The following is a 14,575-nucleotide window of genomic DNA, read 5'->3' as shown; positions in this document are numbered from 1 at the left end:
TTGTTCTTTGGACATTGCTGTCCGAAAGAAGGTCCTCTCTGAAAGGGATGGCAACAATGTTGCCGTGATGTTTGCGTTGTACATGATCGCTGCGTGTCCGAAAGAAGGTCCTCTCTGAAAGGGATGGCAACCACCTTATCAATTCTCTTAAGACTGTGCGTAGTCAACACTAGTCCGAAAGAAGGTCCTCTCTGAAAGGGATGGCAACACAGTTTTCCCGCTGTTAGTTTCTCCGACTGTGTTCGCCTGTCCGAAAGAAGGTCCTCTCTGAAAGGGATGGCAACAGAGTGTGCCTGTCTATTCCATATGTCTGAAACAAGTAGTGTCCGAAAGAAGGTCCTCTCTGAAAGGGATGGCAAGGTATTGCAGCTTTTTGTGAAATGTCAAAAGAATGTTGGACAAACTTTATCGCTCAACAGCAAACCTCTTCAGTCACAAATGGATAATCTTCGCCGTTGAACAGAGTATCGTCTATGGATGGTTCACGGTTATTCTTATGACTATGCGAAAAAGTGGCACCTTGAAACAGGAAGAACCATCTTTGAACAAATCAGTTTCTTAAAAATATCGATCTGTTCAAAGTCAACAGAACTTTGGGCAAGCCTTCACCTGGCAGGTTCTGTGTGAGCAATCTCGCATTTTATCCTCAGCACAGGAAAGCAAGTGCTGGCAAGAGATTGCTGCAAGAACTCTTTAAAATCGCTCCAAGAATCGATATGACAACACTGCACCTAATATCGAAAAGGAGAACCATCGCGAGAAACTTGGATCACAGATTAGTTTTTTGAATAGCCCACCGTTGCTAACAGAAAATTCGAGTTAGTCTGTGTTTGCTACTAATTGCTTTCAAAAAGACATTTTTTACCCCAATCCAGAAGCATTCAAAAAAGGGACATCCATAGATGTCCCTCTACTCTCATAAGCTAAAGATAAACTGAACCATTGTGATTGTCGAACCTTGATCAAACCCTATCAATAACCGTAACCAAGCTTCACTACCCAAGCACCAAAAGAACCATGATTTCCAATCACATCTCCATTGTTTGAATACGTGTATCCAGCCACGATGTAGCTTCCATCTGTCTTGTCCAAAAGAAGGTTCTCTGTGAAAGCGATGATAACTAACCAATGTGCTATCTTCTAATGTTTTACTGAGTGCGGCTTTCTGTTCTGCTCTTAGCATTACATCTGAGGTGGTTTCGAGCATCCAATCTCTTTTTCTTGAGCCGTTTCGTAAAAAGTTTGTTTTCGCAATGAAATTACAGCCGAAGTCAAATCTGCGGAGTAGGAGAGTGCCAAGATATTTGGACTAATCCCCATATCTTAGAGAATCTCGTACGATGAAATGGGAAGGTGGAATCTCGTCCACTTTAGGGGATTGAGAGGAAGTCAAGGTGTTTATGCTGGCGCAAATGTAGCCTTTAAATTCTCTCAAAGATGATCGATTCTTGTTAGGAATCTCAAATAAAAGGACTGAAATTACTTTAGTTTCATTGCCAGCCAGCCATAAGATATTTCTTCTTTTCTTTATTATCCAGCACCTTCGCACAGCTTTCCCAATCGACTTTGCCAATAAGAGCATGATAGCGCAGTTCAAAGGGGTGCTGTCTTGGAATAGCATCAATCTTCTTGTTAACTTCTTCGATTTCGTTTAATGCCACATGCACCCATAGATCCTCCAAAACATCGGGAATTTGACCAAACATATTGTAAATATTCGCAAGCCTTTGGGAAAGCAATTGATGTACTCTATCTTCAACTGAACCTTTATATCTCATGTTGTATATGTACACCTTATCGTAAACCTGCCCTATGCGTTGAATCCTTCCTTTGCGCTGCTCAAGCCTGGTTGGATTCCACGGCAAGTCAAGATTTACAAGCGTGCCCAATGTTTGAAGATTTAATCCCTCGCTGGCAGCATCAGTACCTACCAAAACTCTTAATTCGTGCCTTTTAACCATTTGCTTTATCTCATCCTTGCTTTCCCTTTCATAAATTCCATTAACAAAAACACCCGACTTCTCTCCACCTGCATAAAGCCCTATTTTTTCATTTGGAAGATCGCAAGATAATCTCTCGGCAACCCAAAAGGCAGAGTCATAATATTGAGAAAAAATAATACACCCACGTTCTATCCATTTATCCTCGATAAGTAACTTTAAAACAAGACTGTATTTGGGATCTCTTTCTTTATTCATGTTGAGGGTCTCGATTAATTTTTTGAGTAAATCGCCCTCTTCTTCGGTCAAACTATCTGTTTGAATATCCTCTTCATCCTCCAGTTCCTCTTCTTCGTAATCTTCTTCTGCTGGCAGATCTCTCCAGCTTTTAAGCATCCTCTCCGCAGTAATCCTTCCTGCAATTACAGTGCTACCCATCCTTCTTAAAAGCAATGTCTTAAAAAATCCCCTGGTTTTAGATCTTCTCTTCAACATCGCGCAAAATTCCTCTGCATACCTGTAGGCTTCCTGCAGATACGGCGGCAAAACAATAGCCTCATCATCACTTTCTCCCAGCAGTTCCACTTCGATCTTCTTTAAATATGGTTCTCCCGTTTCAGGGTTCATAGTGTTTTCAAGATAGTCCCTTGTTCTCCTCACGATGTGTCTTATGAAAGGGTTATGTTCGGTCATAAAATTATCATCAATAATCCTAAAAATCCTGCGCTTATCCTGCTCTCTCAGCTGGTCAAATTCCTCCGGTTTTATTACAAATTCATCATCAGACATACCTAACTGCTTTCTAATAAACCCAAATGTTGTTTCTCCTTCGGATGCTGGTGGAAAAGGATTTCTAATCCATTCCCAGTTCTCTTTGTCGGAACGGTCAAGAACTTCTTTCCCTGTAATCAAGCTTATAGCTCTTTCAGGGTACCTTCTCCACATGCTAAAAGCATTTCCTAATACAGCATCGCTGCCTTGCGCAAGAACGTAGAGCAAATCCCACGCTTCAATCGGATACAACTGCACAGGTGTCGCAGTGGCTAAGAGCATGCTTTTAGTACGTCTAGAGATTTCGAGTAAAAATCTCATCAGGTTATTCGGTTCAGGTTTTTCATTTTCCCTGCCAGGACCTAAATTTCTTCTCCTTGCCCTGTGGGCTTCATCCACAATTACACATTCATACTCCAAATTCAAAAGATGCTGGACCTGTTCGGAATTTGCTGTAATTAACCCTTGTGAGATTATACCAATGCGCCTTGGACATTTTTTTATAGCTGTATCACCGTTTGCAGGATATCTTATACCATTCTCATCAACCCATCCTTTTCCATCCCATACTGCTGATGGCATATCTAAAAGGGTGTTCATCTCATCCTGCCACTGCCAGATTAGTGTCTTTGGCACAATTATCAGGATAGGCTTTTCCCCATACAAAGCCATAAGCTGTGCAGCCATAGCAAGCTGCACAGTTTTCCCAAGCCCAACCATATCGGCGAGCACATACCTTGCTCCGTATTTTTTATGGTTCTCAAAAACCATATTTATGAAATACTTCTGATGTTCCCATAAACCCAGTTCTTCTCTATATACTGAAGATTCAATAACAGTTGAAGCAGGTTCAGGGTCTTTTTTCCATTCATCAATAGAATAAATCACTTTTCTTTCGGAAATCCTCTTAATGTCCTCAACGATAAAATCTGCAAGAGGCACCGCAAAAGGATTATTCCAGAAATAGTCAAACTCTTCCTGGACCCATTTTACTGCCTCTTCTGAATCATCTTCCCAAAGTATCTCATAATTCAGTTTCCAACCAGCATAACTTTCGTTTACACTGCCTATAAAGGCTGTTTTCCGCCCATCTTTTAGGGTAATAACTCCTGCTTTTCCATGGATAAGTCCAAAAACATCGTTTGGAATAATTTTTATTTGAAGTTTTCCGCTTTTTATGAGATTATAAAGCTTTTTTAATCTTTCAGGGATATTTGCATATTTTTCTTCAGGCTTTGCATTACACCATTCTTTTCGCATAGCACTAACGGCAGCACTTATCGTAACAGCATCTTCCTTCTGCATTTCCGAATTGCACACAATCCTGGCACAACCCTGTATATTCTCAATTGCTTCTCCTGCAAGCTCAATGATGGAAGAGCTGAAATAACCAGCAATCCTGTCATAACTTACAGCATCTTTTAGCTTTTCATTTAAAAAACTTGAATCCAATCTTTTTCTTCTTGAGGAATAACGGTAAATCATTTTATTACCCTCACTCACTAAAAATACATTTATTCTTCATCGAAGTAATCATTATCTATCTTTTTTATCTCATATTTGGTATCCACAAATACACCAACGTTATACTCAATCATTAAATTTGCTAACATCTGACCATTTATTAAAACAATTTTAGTTTCATTTTTGGGAATATACTCTCTGGCCTCTTTTGTAAAGTCTGAGGTTGTAATAAATATGCCTTTTCGAGCTCCAAATCCAGCTAAAGCCCCTACAAATTTCTGTATTTCAGGCCTACCAACCAATGTCTTTGGCCCCCACCTTTTTGCCTGAACATAAATAACATCTAACCCGAGTTTATCCTCTTTTATGATACCGTCAATACCTTCATCTGAAGTTTTCCCTGTAATTGTCCCAGCATCATCGACTGAACCACCATAACCCATTGCCAATAGCAGATCAATAATCAATTTTTCAAAAAAGCTCGGTGGCTTTTGCAATATTCTATCTATTAATTCCTGGGCTAATTGATTCTTAATTAATTGATATGCTTTATCCAATATCTCAATTGGAGTTTCTTGTTCTTTTCCTAAATCTCTACTGTTGTTTGTATCAACTTTATTTCTGTTTATAAATTCTTTGAATTCTGGATACTGTAGTAAATAATTTACATCAACCCTTGTTGGATTTTGCTTTAATACTTCTAAACCTCTGTCCGTAATTTTATAAACTCCTCTTTCTAATTTCTCAATAAGCCCAGCTTTCACTAAATAACTTTTAGCCCATCCTATCCTATTCTTATAAATTTCTTGCTTCCCACTTGGAAGTAAAATTCTCTTTTCTTCTTCGCTTAATTTAAAGTATTCAGCTAACCTCTCATATAAGTCTGATATATGATAGTTCTTTCCATCTTTCAACATTTCCAATAAAGGGAGCATAAAATCCTGAAAACTAGGTATTGACATATTACTTATCCTGGTCAACCAAACTGTGCAAAACTGGCACGAGTTTGGTGGCTGGGGTATTTGTTAACCGCCACATCAAGCTTTCCCAGCCCCAGCAGGCGGTTTTTGGGAAAGCCATAGCCCCTGTCCCAAGAAACAGGAACTTGCGCCGCTATCCCGGTCTCCCCACTTGCCCTGAGATCAAATGCGATCTCAGGACAGACATATCACGCAACACCCTGTCAGGGGAGAGTGGCACTGCCACCGCTACCCTGAGAACTCGCCAGAGATTGTAGCTTTCGCTACAACCACCCGCGCTTGTTCCATCCAGAGGCTCAGGTGGTCTCCCTAGCTCACTCCCAAGGCTTTGTAATATCCGCATTACATAATCAATCTCTTTAAGTTGTTTCCTCCTCAAGTGCACGTTCTTAACTACCTTGTTTACATACTCTTTTAGTTCTCCCAAACTGCTGACATCAAGCTCGTTGAGAAATTCCATGTAGTTAGCTGGTATCCTCTCTTTTAGTCCTAATCCTCTTCGGGCTATCACATATGCCGCTGCCACATCTTTGCTCACCATATACTGCGGGGCATACTTCAACATCCCTATCACAGATGTGTACGCAGGGTCAACCTCTATAACCTCTACCCCTTCACGCTTTGCCAGAAGTTTTACCTTCTCCAAAAGTAGCCTGCTCCCAAAATAGTGCCTTATCCTCCTCGATTTTCTTCCCGAAAAGTCTCTTCTCCTGCCCCTGTCCTGTATGTTAAGGCTCTCAATCACTATGGCTTTTTGTTTCTCCTTTGCCATCTGTACTATCTTGTGGGCATACTGCCATCTGTAGTACTCTTTCTTGTCAAAACTTCCACTCTCAAGTTCTGGCATTGGAATTTTTCCATATTCTAAAAACTGCCCGTTCTTGTCTGCTTCTACCCATGCTAAGTGCTTAGGATATGCGTTCGTATCTATTCCTATAACACCATTTGCTCTGGTTATCTTGACCGCAGGGAAAAGTTCATTAACTGCAAAATAGGCATATATCGTGTTTTTCCTCAACTTTAACTCTACAGAGTACCCTTTTGTACATGCCTCACCTTCTATCGCAAGACTGTGCAGAATTTCTTCCCTGTTTATCAGTTCTCCTTTTCGCTTCTTCCAGCCCGCTCTTATCCCTGCATATGCATAGCGTTTCCTTTCTCCCAGATTAATTCTAAGTCTTAGCCCATTCTTGTCTTCTTCAATTCGTGTATTGAGATTTCCTTTCTTGCTTTTATCCCCTCTCGAATAAAGATTCCCTTTCCTTCTTTCCTCCCACTCAATCTTGAGTTTTTCGTATGGTTTACCGTTAATGTGTCGTCTCTTGAGTTTTTCAAAAAGTTCTCTGCCACCAAAAACAACTTTTTTCGGGTCTTCTCCTTTCTTCTTGCAGGATTCCAAAACACTCTCTGCTCTCATTATCGCATCGTCAACATACCTTGAGTTCAAATTGAAAATCTTTTGAAGTTCTCTTTTGAGGGTGTTTCTATCGTAGCCTTCCAGAAGTCTGTTGTATGCAAATCTCACACACGATGACCATCTTCTCATAAGATCCTGTACTGCCCTTTTGTCTTCTTCTCTATCAAATACTAACTTTGCCTGGATTGTTACCATGTCTTTTTAGCACCTCTTTGTATAAACCTTGCAAGTCTGTCAGGATACTCTATTACAACTTTTGCAACTTCTCCTCTTTTGATTTTGTTCAAAAGTTTTAATAGTCCTCTCCTGTTTTCCTTCACTCCGCTAGCTATTTCAGATATAACTTCATACTGCCAACCTTGCGACTAAGCATATTCTTCAAGTCTTCTAATTTGGTTTTTAATGGAGACTCTTGCATACAAAACAACGGTTGGTTTTTGTTTTTCCTCTATCATGCCAAGTAGTTTTTCTATATCTTCTTTTTTATATCTTCTCCTTCCTTTCGGTGTCCTGAGAGGTGTTATTAACCCTTTCTTTTCCCAGTTTATTAGTGTTCTTCGGCTGATGCCATATATCTCTTTAACTTTTTGCACACTTAGCAATATTTAACATCACCCAGTCTATACCTTTTTGCATTGTTATTTTCAACTGTTGTTCACCTCCTATCAAACAATTCGCTATCATCATACCCCATCATTCTTTACAAGCTCTGTAAGAAGCCGTGCATATTTTGCTTCCTCTTTCCAGTGAGGCATTGTCTCTATGTTGCCTAAAGCAGAGATGTATTCCAATATTTCAACAATTGTATTTCTTTGATTCCAGTAATTGGGCAATTCGTTTTTGAGCCAGTTTCTTCCTTTTGTTGTGTCTTCTGATTTTATAGCTTGGTGCAAAGCGGCAAGGACATTTCTAACAATCGTGTTGCTGAATCTGTCACTGCCGGTAAGTCCCCTCATTCCAAACTCCAATGCCGTTTTCAATCTTGCGCTGTTGGCTTTTGTAGAAGCAAGAAATCCTTTATATTCCTTAACGCCAAAACCTTTTGCCAATTCTTGATATGCGCTCAGTTGATAAATCCCGTCCTTCTCAAGGTCTAAGCCTTTAATATAAAACCTTTCCTCGGGTGTCAGCGTTTTCCAAGTGTATGAATCAAAACCTTTAGGTATTATGTAATCATAGGCAATCTTCACAGCTTCGTATATCATCTTTTCAATTGAAGATTCTTCTCCTGGTAGTCTTTTTTTTGAAAGCTCATACTGGATGTCGATATCTTCAATTCTTCTGTATGATGTCAACACCTTCAATGAAGCGGCATAAGCGGCAAGTAAGTAATCGGTATCGCTGAAATTGGGGTCTTCTTTGTCGTCCAGTTCTCGCATAATGTCAATTTGTCTTTGAACTTCACTTTCAATCTCTGGATAAAGTTCGTCAAGGTATGCTGTTTCTTCGGATTTCTGCTTGCGAAGGACAAGAAGGACAGTCCCTTTTACATAGTTGCCCTCTTTAAGCCCACTTGCATCTGTTTCTGTTGCTATATTCCATGCGGCAGTAACACTCAAACCTGCTGCCCACAAAATCAATGCCAAATCTGCCCATACACTGACGTCTTGATGTGTGAACATTATTATCTGCATCCCATTATCTGGCATATGAGCTGCCAGATTTTTATAGACTTCCACCATGCTCTGTTTGAAATTCTCCCCTGTCCCTTTTATTGCAAGTGCACGCTTGCTGTCGGCATACCAGTCTGGAAAGATATCAAGAAGCATCTTCTTGTCCCATGCGAGGAAGAATTCTGACAGCTCGTGGTAATTTATGGCATCAGCGTAAGGGGGGTCGGTGAGCCAAAAAATAGATGTATAATCAGTTAATCTGGCATCATCTAAACAACATTTTGAGTTATTATTGTTTATTAATTTGGATAATTCGATGAAAACACTATCTTTATTCGAGGTGAAGGATCTTGTTACGTAATTGAATAATGTATTTAAAGCTTGATTATAATATGTTTGTTGACCCTTTTCGCTTGATAGATCCCATATACATAATTTGGAATTATAATAATATGATTTGTTCACCCCCAACAGCCATACTACCTTTTCCTTTTGTGTTTTTGCATATTTATCAATAAGCTCCATCAACAACCCGTGCACCAACAACTGCCTTGGATTAAAAAGCTGGTGCCAGTATGTCCAACCTCTTGTTCTTATAGGCTCATTAGTCTTTTCCCCTTCTTCAATGCTGCTACTTGGAATATATCCCTTCTCCTGCCATGTGCTGAACCTTTCTTCAAGAAGTTCTATAACCTTCTTTTCCCTCTTTAAATCTTCTTCTGTAGGTGCTGTGTAATACCTTGCGCCGTCCTGTGTTTCATACCTAATGCAATACAGCCTCTCCTGAAACACATCGTCGGGGCGGGGTACAAATTCATGAGCTTCCCATCTGCGAAGGCCGTATTCTACTGAACCATCCTCTTTTATCCTATCTTTTCGAATAGCCGCTATTGGAGTTGAAACCTTGCAGTGCGGGCATACAAGGCTGCTGTCCTTCACTGTAGCCATCTTCTCTGCAAGTTTCATTTCTTCATCCGTTGCATTTGACTTTATCTCTATATCAAAACTTTTAGTTTCGTGGTTCTCTTTCAAAATAGCTATGGTTTTTGTCCCTTTCCCTATAATCCAAGAAGGTGCAAGAGGAACTCTCCAGCCGCACTCTGGGCATATGGTTTCATTGCAGTACAAATAAGCATTTGCCCTGTGGCCCTGTTCGTTATGTTCTATCCCCCACTCAGTAATCTGCTCATCCGCAAGTTCAAATATCTTTTCTTGAAACTTTTTTAAACTTTCAATTTCTTTCTCAGAACTGCCCAGAATATTTAGTGCTGCCCACGTCAAAAGCATGGCAACAGGATTTAAATCAGAAGCGTACACATCAAAGCCCATCCTTGCCGCTTCAAAAGGCACACTTCCACCACCGCAGAAACAGTCGCCGACAACTGGGACTTTTCCAAATCTTTTTATACCAAGCTCGCGAACAAGCTCTTGTAAGCTTTTTGCATTTGTGCCAAAATACTGATTTATAACCTTCCACTCGGACTCTGGAAGATTGTCTATTTCTTCAGGTCTTACGCAGTACTTCAGCTTTTCATCATAAGACAACCTATTGAATACAAGCCTTTGCAGTTGTTCCTTTTCTTCCTTGGTTACATTCTTTTTATTATATGTGATCTTGCCGTCGTTGTTTTCAAAATACCTTTCTCTCTCCTCTTTGGACGAATTTTCATATAGCTCTTTAACAGGAATTGGTTGTTTTTTGCGAAGCCACAGACCTTCTTTATCCATAGTAAGTATTTTCAAAAATATTTCCATATCCTTTTTTGGATTATCGCTTACAGGCATCAATAACCCAAGCAGTGCCGCCCTGACAAGAATAAGGGGCTTTCTGCCCCACCATTTTCCAAGTCCTGTCAATGTCTGACCACTGCCTGCTTTTCTTTCTTTGTAGCTTTCCTTTGAAATCTTTGATACAGGGAATTGAACCTCAATGAAGGACTTATTCCAATCAAACAATTTTGACTCCCCTTCACTCGTCTGTTTTTCTTCGAAGCATCAAGTCGAAAAAGTCTAATTGCCTGTTTGATTCTTCTACTGGGTTTTCGGTAAGCGCATATCTTATAGCCTTTCGCCAGCCTCTTTTATCATTTAGCCCACCTGTTGCGGCATTGGTCATCGTGAAAAGCCACCACCGCTCCTCGGGAGAAAGCCCAAGCCAGTTTTTTATAGCTGTCGGTATCACAGAAGGGTCGCAATCCTCTATCGCCCAAGCCAAAAGCAACATCTCTTTGCCAAAAAGCCGCTGAACAGGAACCTGTCCAGGATGCCATTTACCAGCAGGCAGTTTTTCTTTCTTTAACCTTGCATTGAATTCATTTCTTAGATCTTCTTCTATCTGCTTCCATTTGTATTTTGAAAGCGCAACCTTTGGCTTGTCTTCGTTTAAATCGATCTTCTGCTCTTCAACACCATCTTGCCACTTAAATCGCTCGTAAATGATAACCTTGCCATCGCTGGTATTCGGAATAATTACTAAAAAGTGATGCTGAGATTCTTCTGGAATAAAGCCAAAGCCGAAAACCTGTCTTTTGCCTGCCATTATTGAACGATCTCCTGTTCTTTAAAATCTTTTAGCTCCATCTTCTTCTCTGCAACCCAATCCAAAAAATCCTGGCCAGTATTAAAATGGATAGTGCCGTATTCAAAATTGATATTTATTACTCCATCGTTCATAAAGTTGCTTCTTATATTGTCTATGGTGTTTTCGAGTTTATCTATATCTATTTTCATAGAAGAATCGAAAGTTAACTCCAACCAACTTCTATTGCCGTTTGTCTCTTTTTCCTTATAAAAAGTCACTATAATATCACCGATTTTTGCATTGTACTTTTTGAGCAAATCAAGTTCTTCATAGGTTTCTTTGGTATCATTTGTTCTCTGACGTTTGTTGAGTGCCAACGGTTTTCCAACGTCTACATTGAACTTTTCCTTGCCTATCTTTATTTCCAGGGTATTTGAATAAACCCCTTTGGCTTCTGCGACTGCTACAACATATGTACAGTTTTCAGGGACTAGGATCTGGCCCTCGTATATACCTCCGTTTTCCTTCGGATTAGAACCATCTGTTGTGTATTTTATGGTAACTGGAGGAATGGATTTCAATTCAACAACCTTACTCGTTCCCTTGTTGTACTCTCGATACTTAAGTTCTATTTTGTTAACCCATTCGACTGGTTCGCCTGTTTCGTGTTCGCCACTGCTGTCAACACATAAGAACGAAAGTTTTACTTCTTTTGTCCTAAACTCATACAGATTTTCCACAAGGTTTGAAGCTTCGGTTGCTACAGAGCCAACTTCATAATACACCTTATCTCCATAAAGCGGCGTGATTTTCAAGATTACTTCACCTGTTCCTTCATCTCTTCGCAATTCCTGAATTTGAACACTGGTCTTTTCTTTGGGGAACGGACCTTTGTCTATGTAGCCACCAACTTCACGCCATATGCTCTTTTTGAGCATCTCCTCTTTTAAATTATCAAGTGCGGTAGGAATATGCCACTGCCATGAAGGATTGGTAGCTGCTCGCTCTTTTACATCGTTCCACCGCATTTCTTTTTGGGTAAACAATCTGTCTTCGCATTTTCTTCTGAAAGTATCGCCTGTGATATCCGTAGTGAATTTCTGTCGCTGTATTAAAACATCCCTTATTTGCTTTTCTCCGTTATATTCATTACTCGTAAACTCCATCAAAAAGTCACCTTTTAAAAGACCAGTCTTTGCAGGATAGTATAGCTGCGTAAAAGTCTCCCTCGCTGCTTGCAAAAGTTCCAATACTATCCTGTCTCTTTTTTCAAGAGCCTTCTGGTATTGCGGATTGTTTGCGGGAACTTTATCTTCGTTTTCCATTCTGTTAATTATTTCATTAATTGCTTTATGTTCTTTAGCTGCATGCAGGAGCTTTTCCATTGTGCTCCTGGAACCCGAGAGAAACATTACCCTGTTCTTGTATTTTTCGTTTTCATAGAATTTTTGCAAATCAGGGTGTAAACCTGGTCCTCCCGTATACGGTTCAAATATAACCAGGGTAACTTTATCTTCAGAAAGCCTTATTTCATCAACAGCAGGAAAAACTAAAATCTTTTGGTAGCAATCTCCAATAGTGGGTTTGAATTTTCCCTCAAGGAAGGTCCTCAATTCTTTTTTAGCACTTTCGTTATCGTAAGAATCCACCAAAGAATTAAGTTCTGCTATTAAGTTTCTTGTGTTTTGGAAATATAACCTACCATCTCTGTCGGTATGAAGATACCAAGCCCTCATGACAAATTCGTCAAGAGCCCTTTTTACACGGGTAATATCCTTTCCCGGTTCACATAAGTATCCTATTGTTTCCTGAAGTGAAAGTCCTAAAAGTGCATTTGGTACATCTGCTAAAGAGGAGACAAGTATAAGCTTTGCAAGGTCCTGCATGTGGGTTTCTCCCATTGTTGCATCAACTATTTCCGCAACGGATTTTCCATTTGAAGCAATATCATGAGCAATAGCATTGGCAAGCGATGGCTTAACCTGAGTAATCGCAGTTAGCATTTCATGGTCATTCAAGTCAAAATCGTAAGCGTTTATCAAATATTTATTTTTGGCTTTTGGATTATCACCTCTATAAAGCTGAGAGACAACTATGCGCATTAATCTAAGTAAGCCTCTTGTCTGCTGAAAACCTGGGTTTTCTTTAAATCTTGCATAAAGGTCTCTTATTGAAGGATGAAAAGGATAAGAATCCTTTATCCCGATGAAGATCTGGTCAGGTGAAACATTGGTATAGCCCATTTGCCTTGCTTCTAAAACGGCTTGTTTATAGGCATTCGCCACCTCATTTATCTCTACATCTGAAGGTAAAACTTTAAAAAGTCTCTTCCTTAAAATGTGATATATTTCATCCGAAGTCATATTAACTGGTTCAATATTTATGGCTAAACGATTGACCTCATTTTCAAGTTCTTTGAAGGAAGATTGTAAAAGTTCACTCCCGCTTTCATACGTAGCCCGCAAGTCTGAAATAACAAGACATACATTAGAAAGTTCTTCTTTGTTTAGAGCGTTGAAAAGATTTGCCAAGGCTGTAGTAGTTACCGTTGCCAAGTTAGAATCGCCAACCTGTTTTGCTTTAGCATTTTCTAAATATGGGGGTAACTCGTCAAGAAGAATTAAGAGCGGTTCTCCTTTTAAAAGGTTCACCCACGCACTTTGCCCAGGTGCTTGCAATGGTGAATAATAGTCTTTGAACATTTCCTTTCTCCCAAGTTGTTCCGCGATTGCTCCCCATATACCGTAAGGAACATCGCTTTCTCTTCCTGTGAATGCAACAACTTTAATTTTTCCAAGAGGACTGTCCTTAAACTTTTCCTCCATTATCTTTCCCCGAAACTCTGGGTGTTTTGCCAAAAGACCAAGCGCAATCATGTTATGCGTTTTACCGCCGCCCATGCTCTGTGTCAACCTAACTACAGCTGCGGCATTCTGCCTGTGGAAGCGCTTAAAGGCTGTTTCGAACAATATCTTCATGCCCTGGGTTAGGTAGGTTTCCTCAAAAAATCGATGGGGGTCTATCCTATTTTCGATTAAATCAGTTAGATCTAACACGTCGTCTCTTTTTGTTTCATCAAAGACGCTCTCGCGCGGTGCGCAAAGCTCATATAAACTCTTCATTTTAAATCCCCCGCCTTTCACTTCATTATTCCCAAAGCATCACTATATAAAGTCTCTCAACTGAGATATTCCCGTCTTTTTTGTTCTTCGCGTTTCCTGAAAAGTTGTAGACCATATTTCTTAACAAGCGGCTAACAGTTGCATCGTAAGTTTGATATACCCAAGCTCTACATAGGAAACTTTTTCCCCGCCTTCGATTGAAAAGTACAGACAGATAGAAACTCTTAGGTCTTCAAATCCATATTCCTTTAATTTCCTATGAACCTTCACACTCAATAAAACTCATTTTTGATGATGTTTTCCGACGAAACGAACCCCTCCCCTTTTCAATCATAGCACAATGTATAATAAGATTCACCAAGTGTTTTAGATTTTCCTTCAAGGTTCGTGAGTTGCAAAACCATTCTTGCGTGAGATGGCACAGAACACAACCAATTTGTTTGTCTTTGCCGCATCCAAACAAATATTAAATACCTCATCTGTTCTGCTTTAGGTCTTGAAGACTTCACTTCCTTCTTTAGAATGACTCGAAAGCTTCCTTGAGCTTTGTTCCTTCTGAAATATTTTGATCACACACACAGATTGAGCGTTGTAGAAAATATTCTATAACAAATTAATTTGAATATCGTTGTTTTGCTTTCCACAATTTGCAACACACTGCTTATGAGTTTGTCTATTTCTTGAAATTCACTGCTTTGAATAGCCCACCGTTGCTAATACAAAGCTTAAGTTGGTCCGTCACTCCTT

Annotated in this window: 7 protein-coding genes, 1 pseudogene and 1 CRISPR repeat array (1 of these 9 running past the window's edge); of the genes and pseudogenes, 1 reads left to right on the top strand and 7 read right to left on the bottom strand. The window is 39.8% G+C overall.

The window, feature by feature from the left end; genetic code table 11:
* A CRISPR array of direct repeats spans nucleotides 1–360; the repeat unit is 36 nt; unit sequence GTCCGAAAGAAGGTCCTCTCTGAAAGGGATGGCAAC (it extends 1,421 nt beyond the left edge of the window).
* Between the two features lie 263 nt (nucleotides 361–623).
* Nucleotides 624–788, top strand: a complete 165-nt coding sequence (locus ACSFC1_RS10415; protein ID WP_435566117.1) for a hypothetical protein — start codon at nucleotides 624–626, stop codon at nucleotides 786–788.
* A 702-nt stretch (nucleotides 789–1,490) separates the two neighbouring features.
* Here ACSFC1_RS10415 and ACSFC1_RS10410 read toward each other — a convergent pair.
* The 7 genes and pseudogenes from ACSFC1_RS10410 to ACSFC1_RS10380 all read right to left on the bottom strand — a co-directional run bounded on the left by ACSFC1_RS10410 (nucleotide 1,491) and on the right by ACSFC1_RS10380 (nucleotide 13,828).
* A complete protein-coding gene (locus ACSFC1_RS10410; RefSeq protein ID WP_435566116.1) occupies nucleotides 1,491–4,196 on the bottom strand; it encodes a phospholipase D-like domain-containing anti-phage protein in 2,706 nt (901 codons plus the stop codon).
* 29 nt (nucleotides 4,197–4,225) lie between these two features.
* On the bottom strand, nucleotides 4,226–5,110 hold the full coding sequence (locus tag ACSFC1_RS10405) for a restriction endonuclease (RefSeq protein ID WP_435566138.1): 885 nt from the start codon (nucleotides 5,108–5,110) through the stop codon (nucleotides 4,226–4,228).
* 178 nt (nucleotides 5,111–5,288) lie between these two features.
* A complete protein-coding gene (locus tag ACSFC1_RS10400) occupies nucleotides 5,289–6,767 on the bottom strand; it encodes an IS200/IS605 family accessory protein TnpB-related protein (RefSeq protein ID WP_435566115.1) in 1,479 nt (492 codons plus the stop codon).
* Between the two features lie 23 nt (nucleotides 6,768–6,790).
* Nucleotides 6,791–7,177 (bottom strand): annotated as a pseudogene (locus tag ACSFC1_RS10395) (IS607 family transposase); the annotation flags it as partial.
* Between the two features lie 78 nt (nucleotides 7,178–7,255).
* Nucleotides 7,256–10,141, bottom strand: a complete 2,886-nt coding sequence (locus ACSFC1_RS10390) for an anti-phage-associated DUF1156 domain-containing protein (protein WP_435566114.1) — start codon at nucleotides 10,139–10,141, stop codon at nucleotides 7,256–7,258.
* Nucleotides 10,142–10,154: 13 nt separating this feature from the next.
* Nucleotides 10,155–10,724 carry a DUF3780 domain-containing protein gene (locus ACSFC1_RS10385; RefSeq protein WP_435566113.1) on the bottom strand — a complete coding sequence of 190 codons (570 nt, stop codon included), beginning with the start codon at nucleotides 10,722–10,724 and terminating at the stop codon, nucleotides 10,155–10,157.
* Nucleotides 10,724–13,828 carry a DUF499 domain-containing protein gene (locus ACSFC1_RS10380; protein WP_435566112.1) on the bottom strand — a complete coding sequence of 1,035 codons (3,105 nt, stop codon included), beginning with the start codon at nucleotides 13,826–13,828 and terminating at the stop codon, nucleotides 10,724–10,726. The genes ACSFC1_RS10385 and ACSFC1_RS10380 overlap by 1 nt, the downstream gene beginning before the upstream one ends.
* Nucleotides 13,829–14,575: the final 747 nt, after the last annotated feature.

The organism is Pseudothermotoga sp. U03pept, assembly GCF_051235805.1.
Lineage (GTDB): Bacteria > Thermotogota > Thermotogae > Thermotogales > DSM-5069 > Pseudothermotoga_B.
Note: the sequence above shows the minus strand (reverse complement) of the source record. Positions and strands in the feature narration are given on the sequence as shown.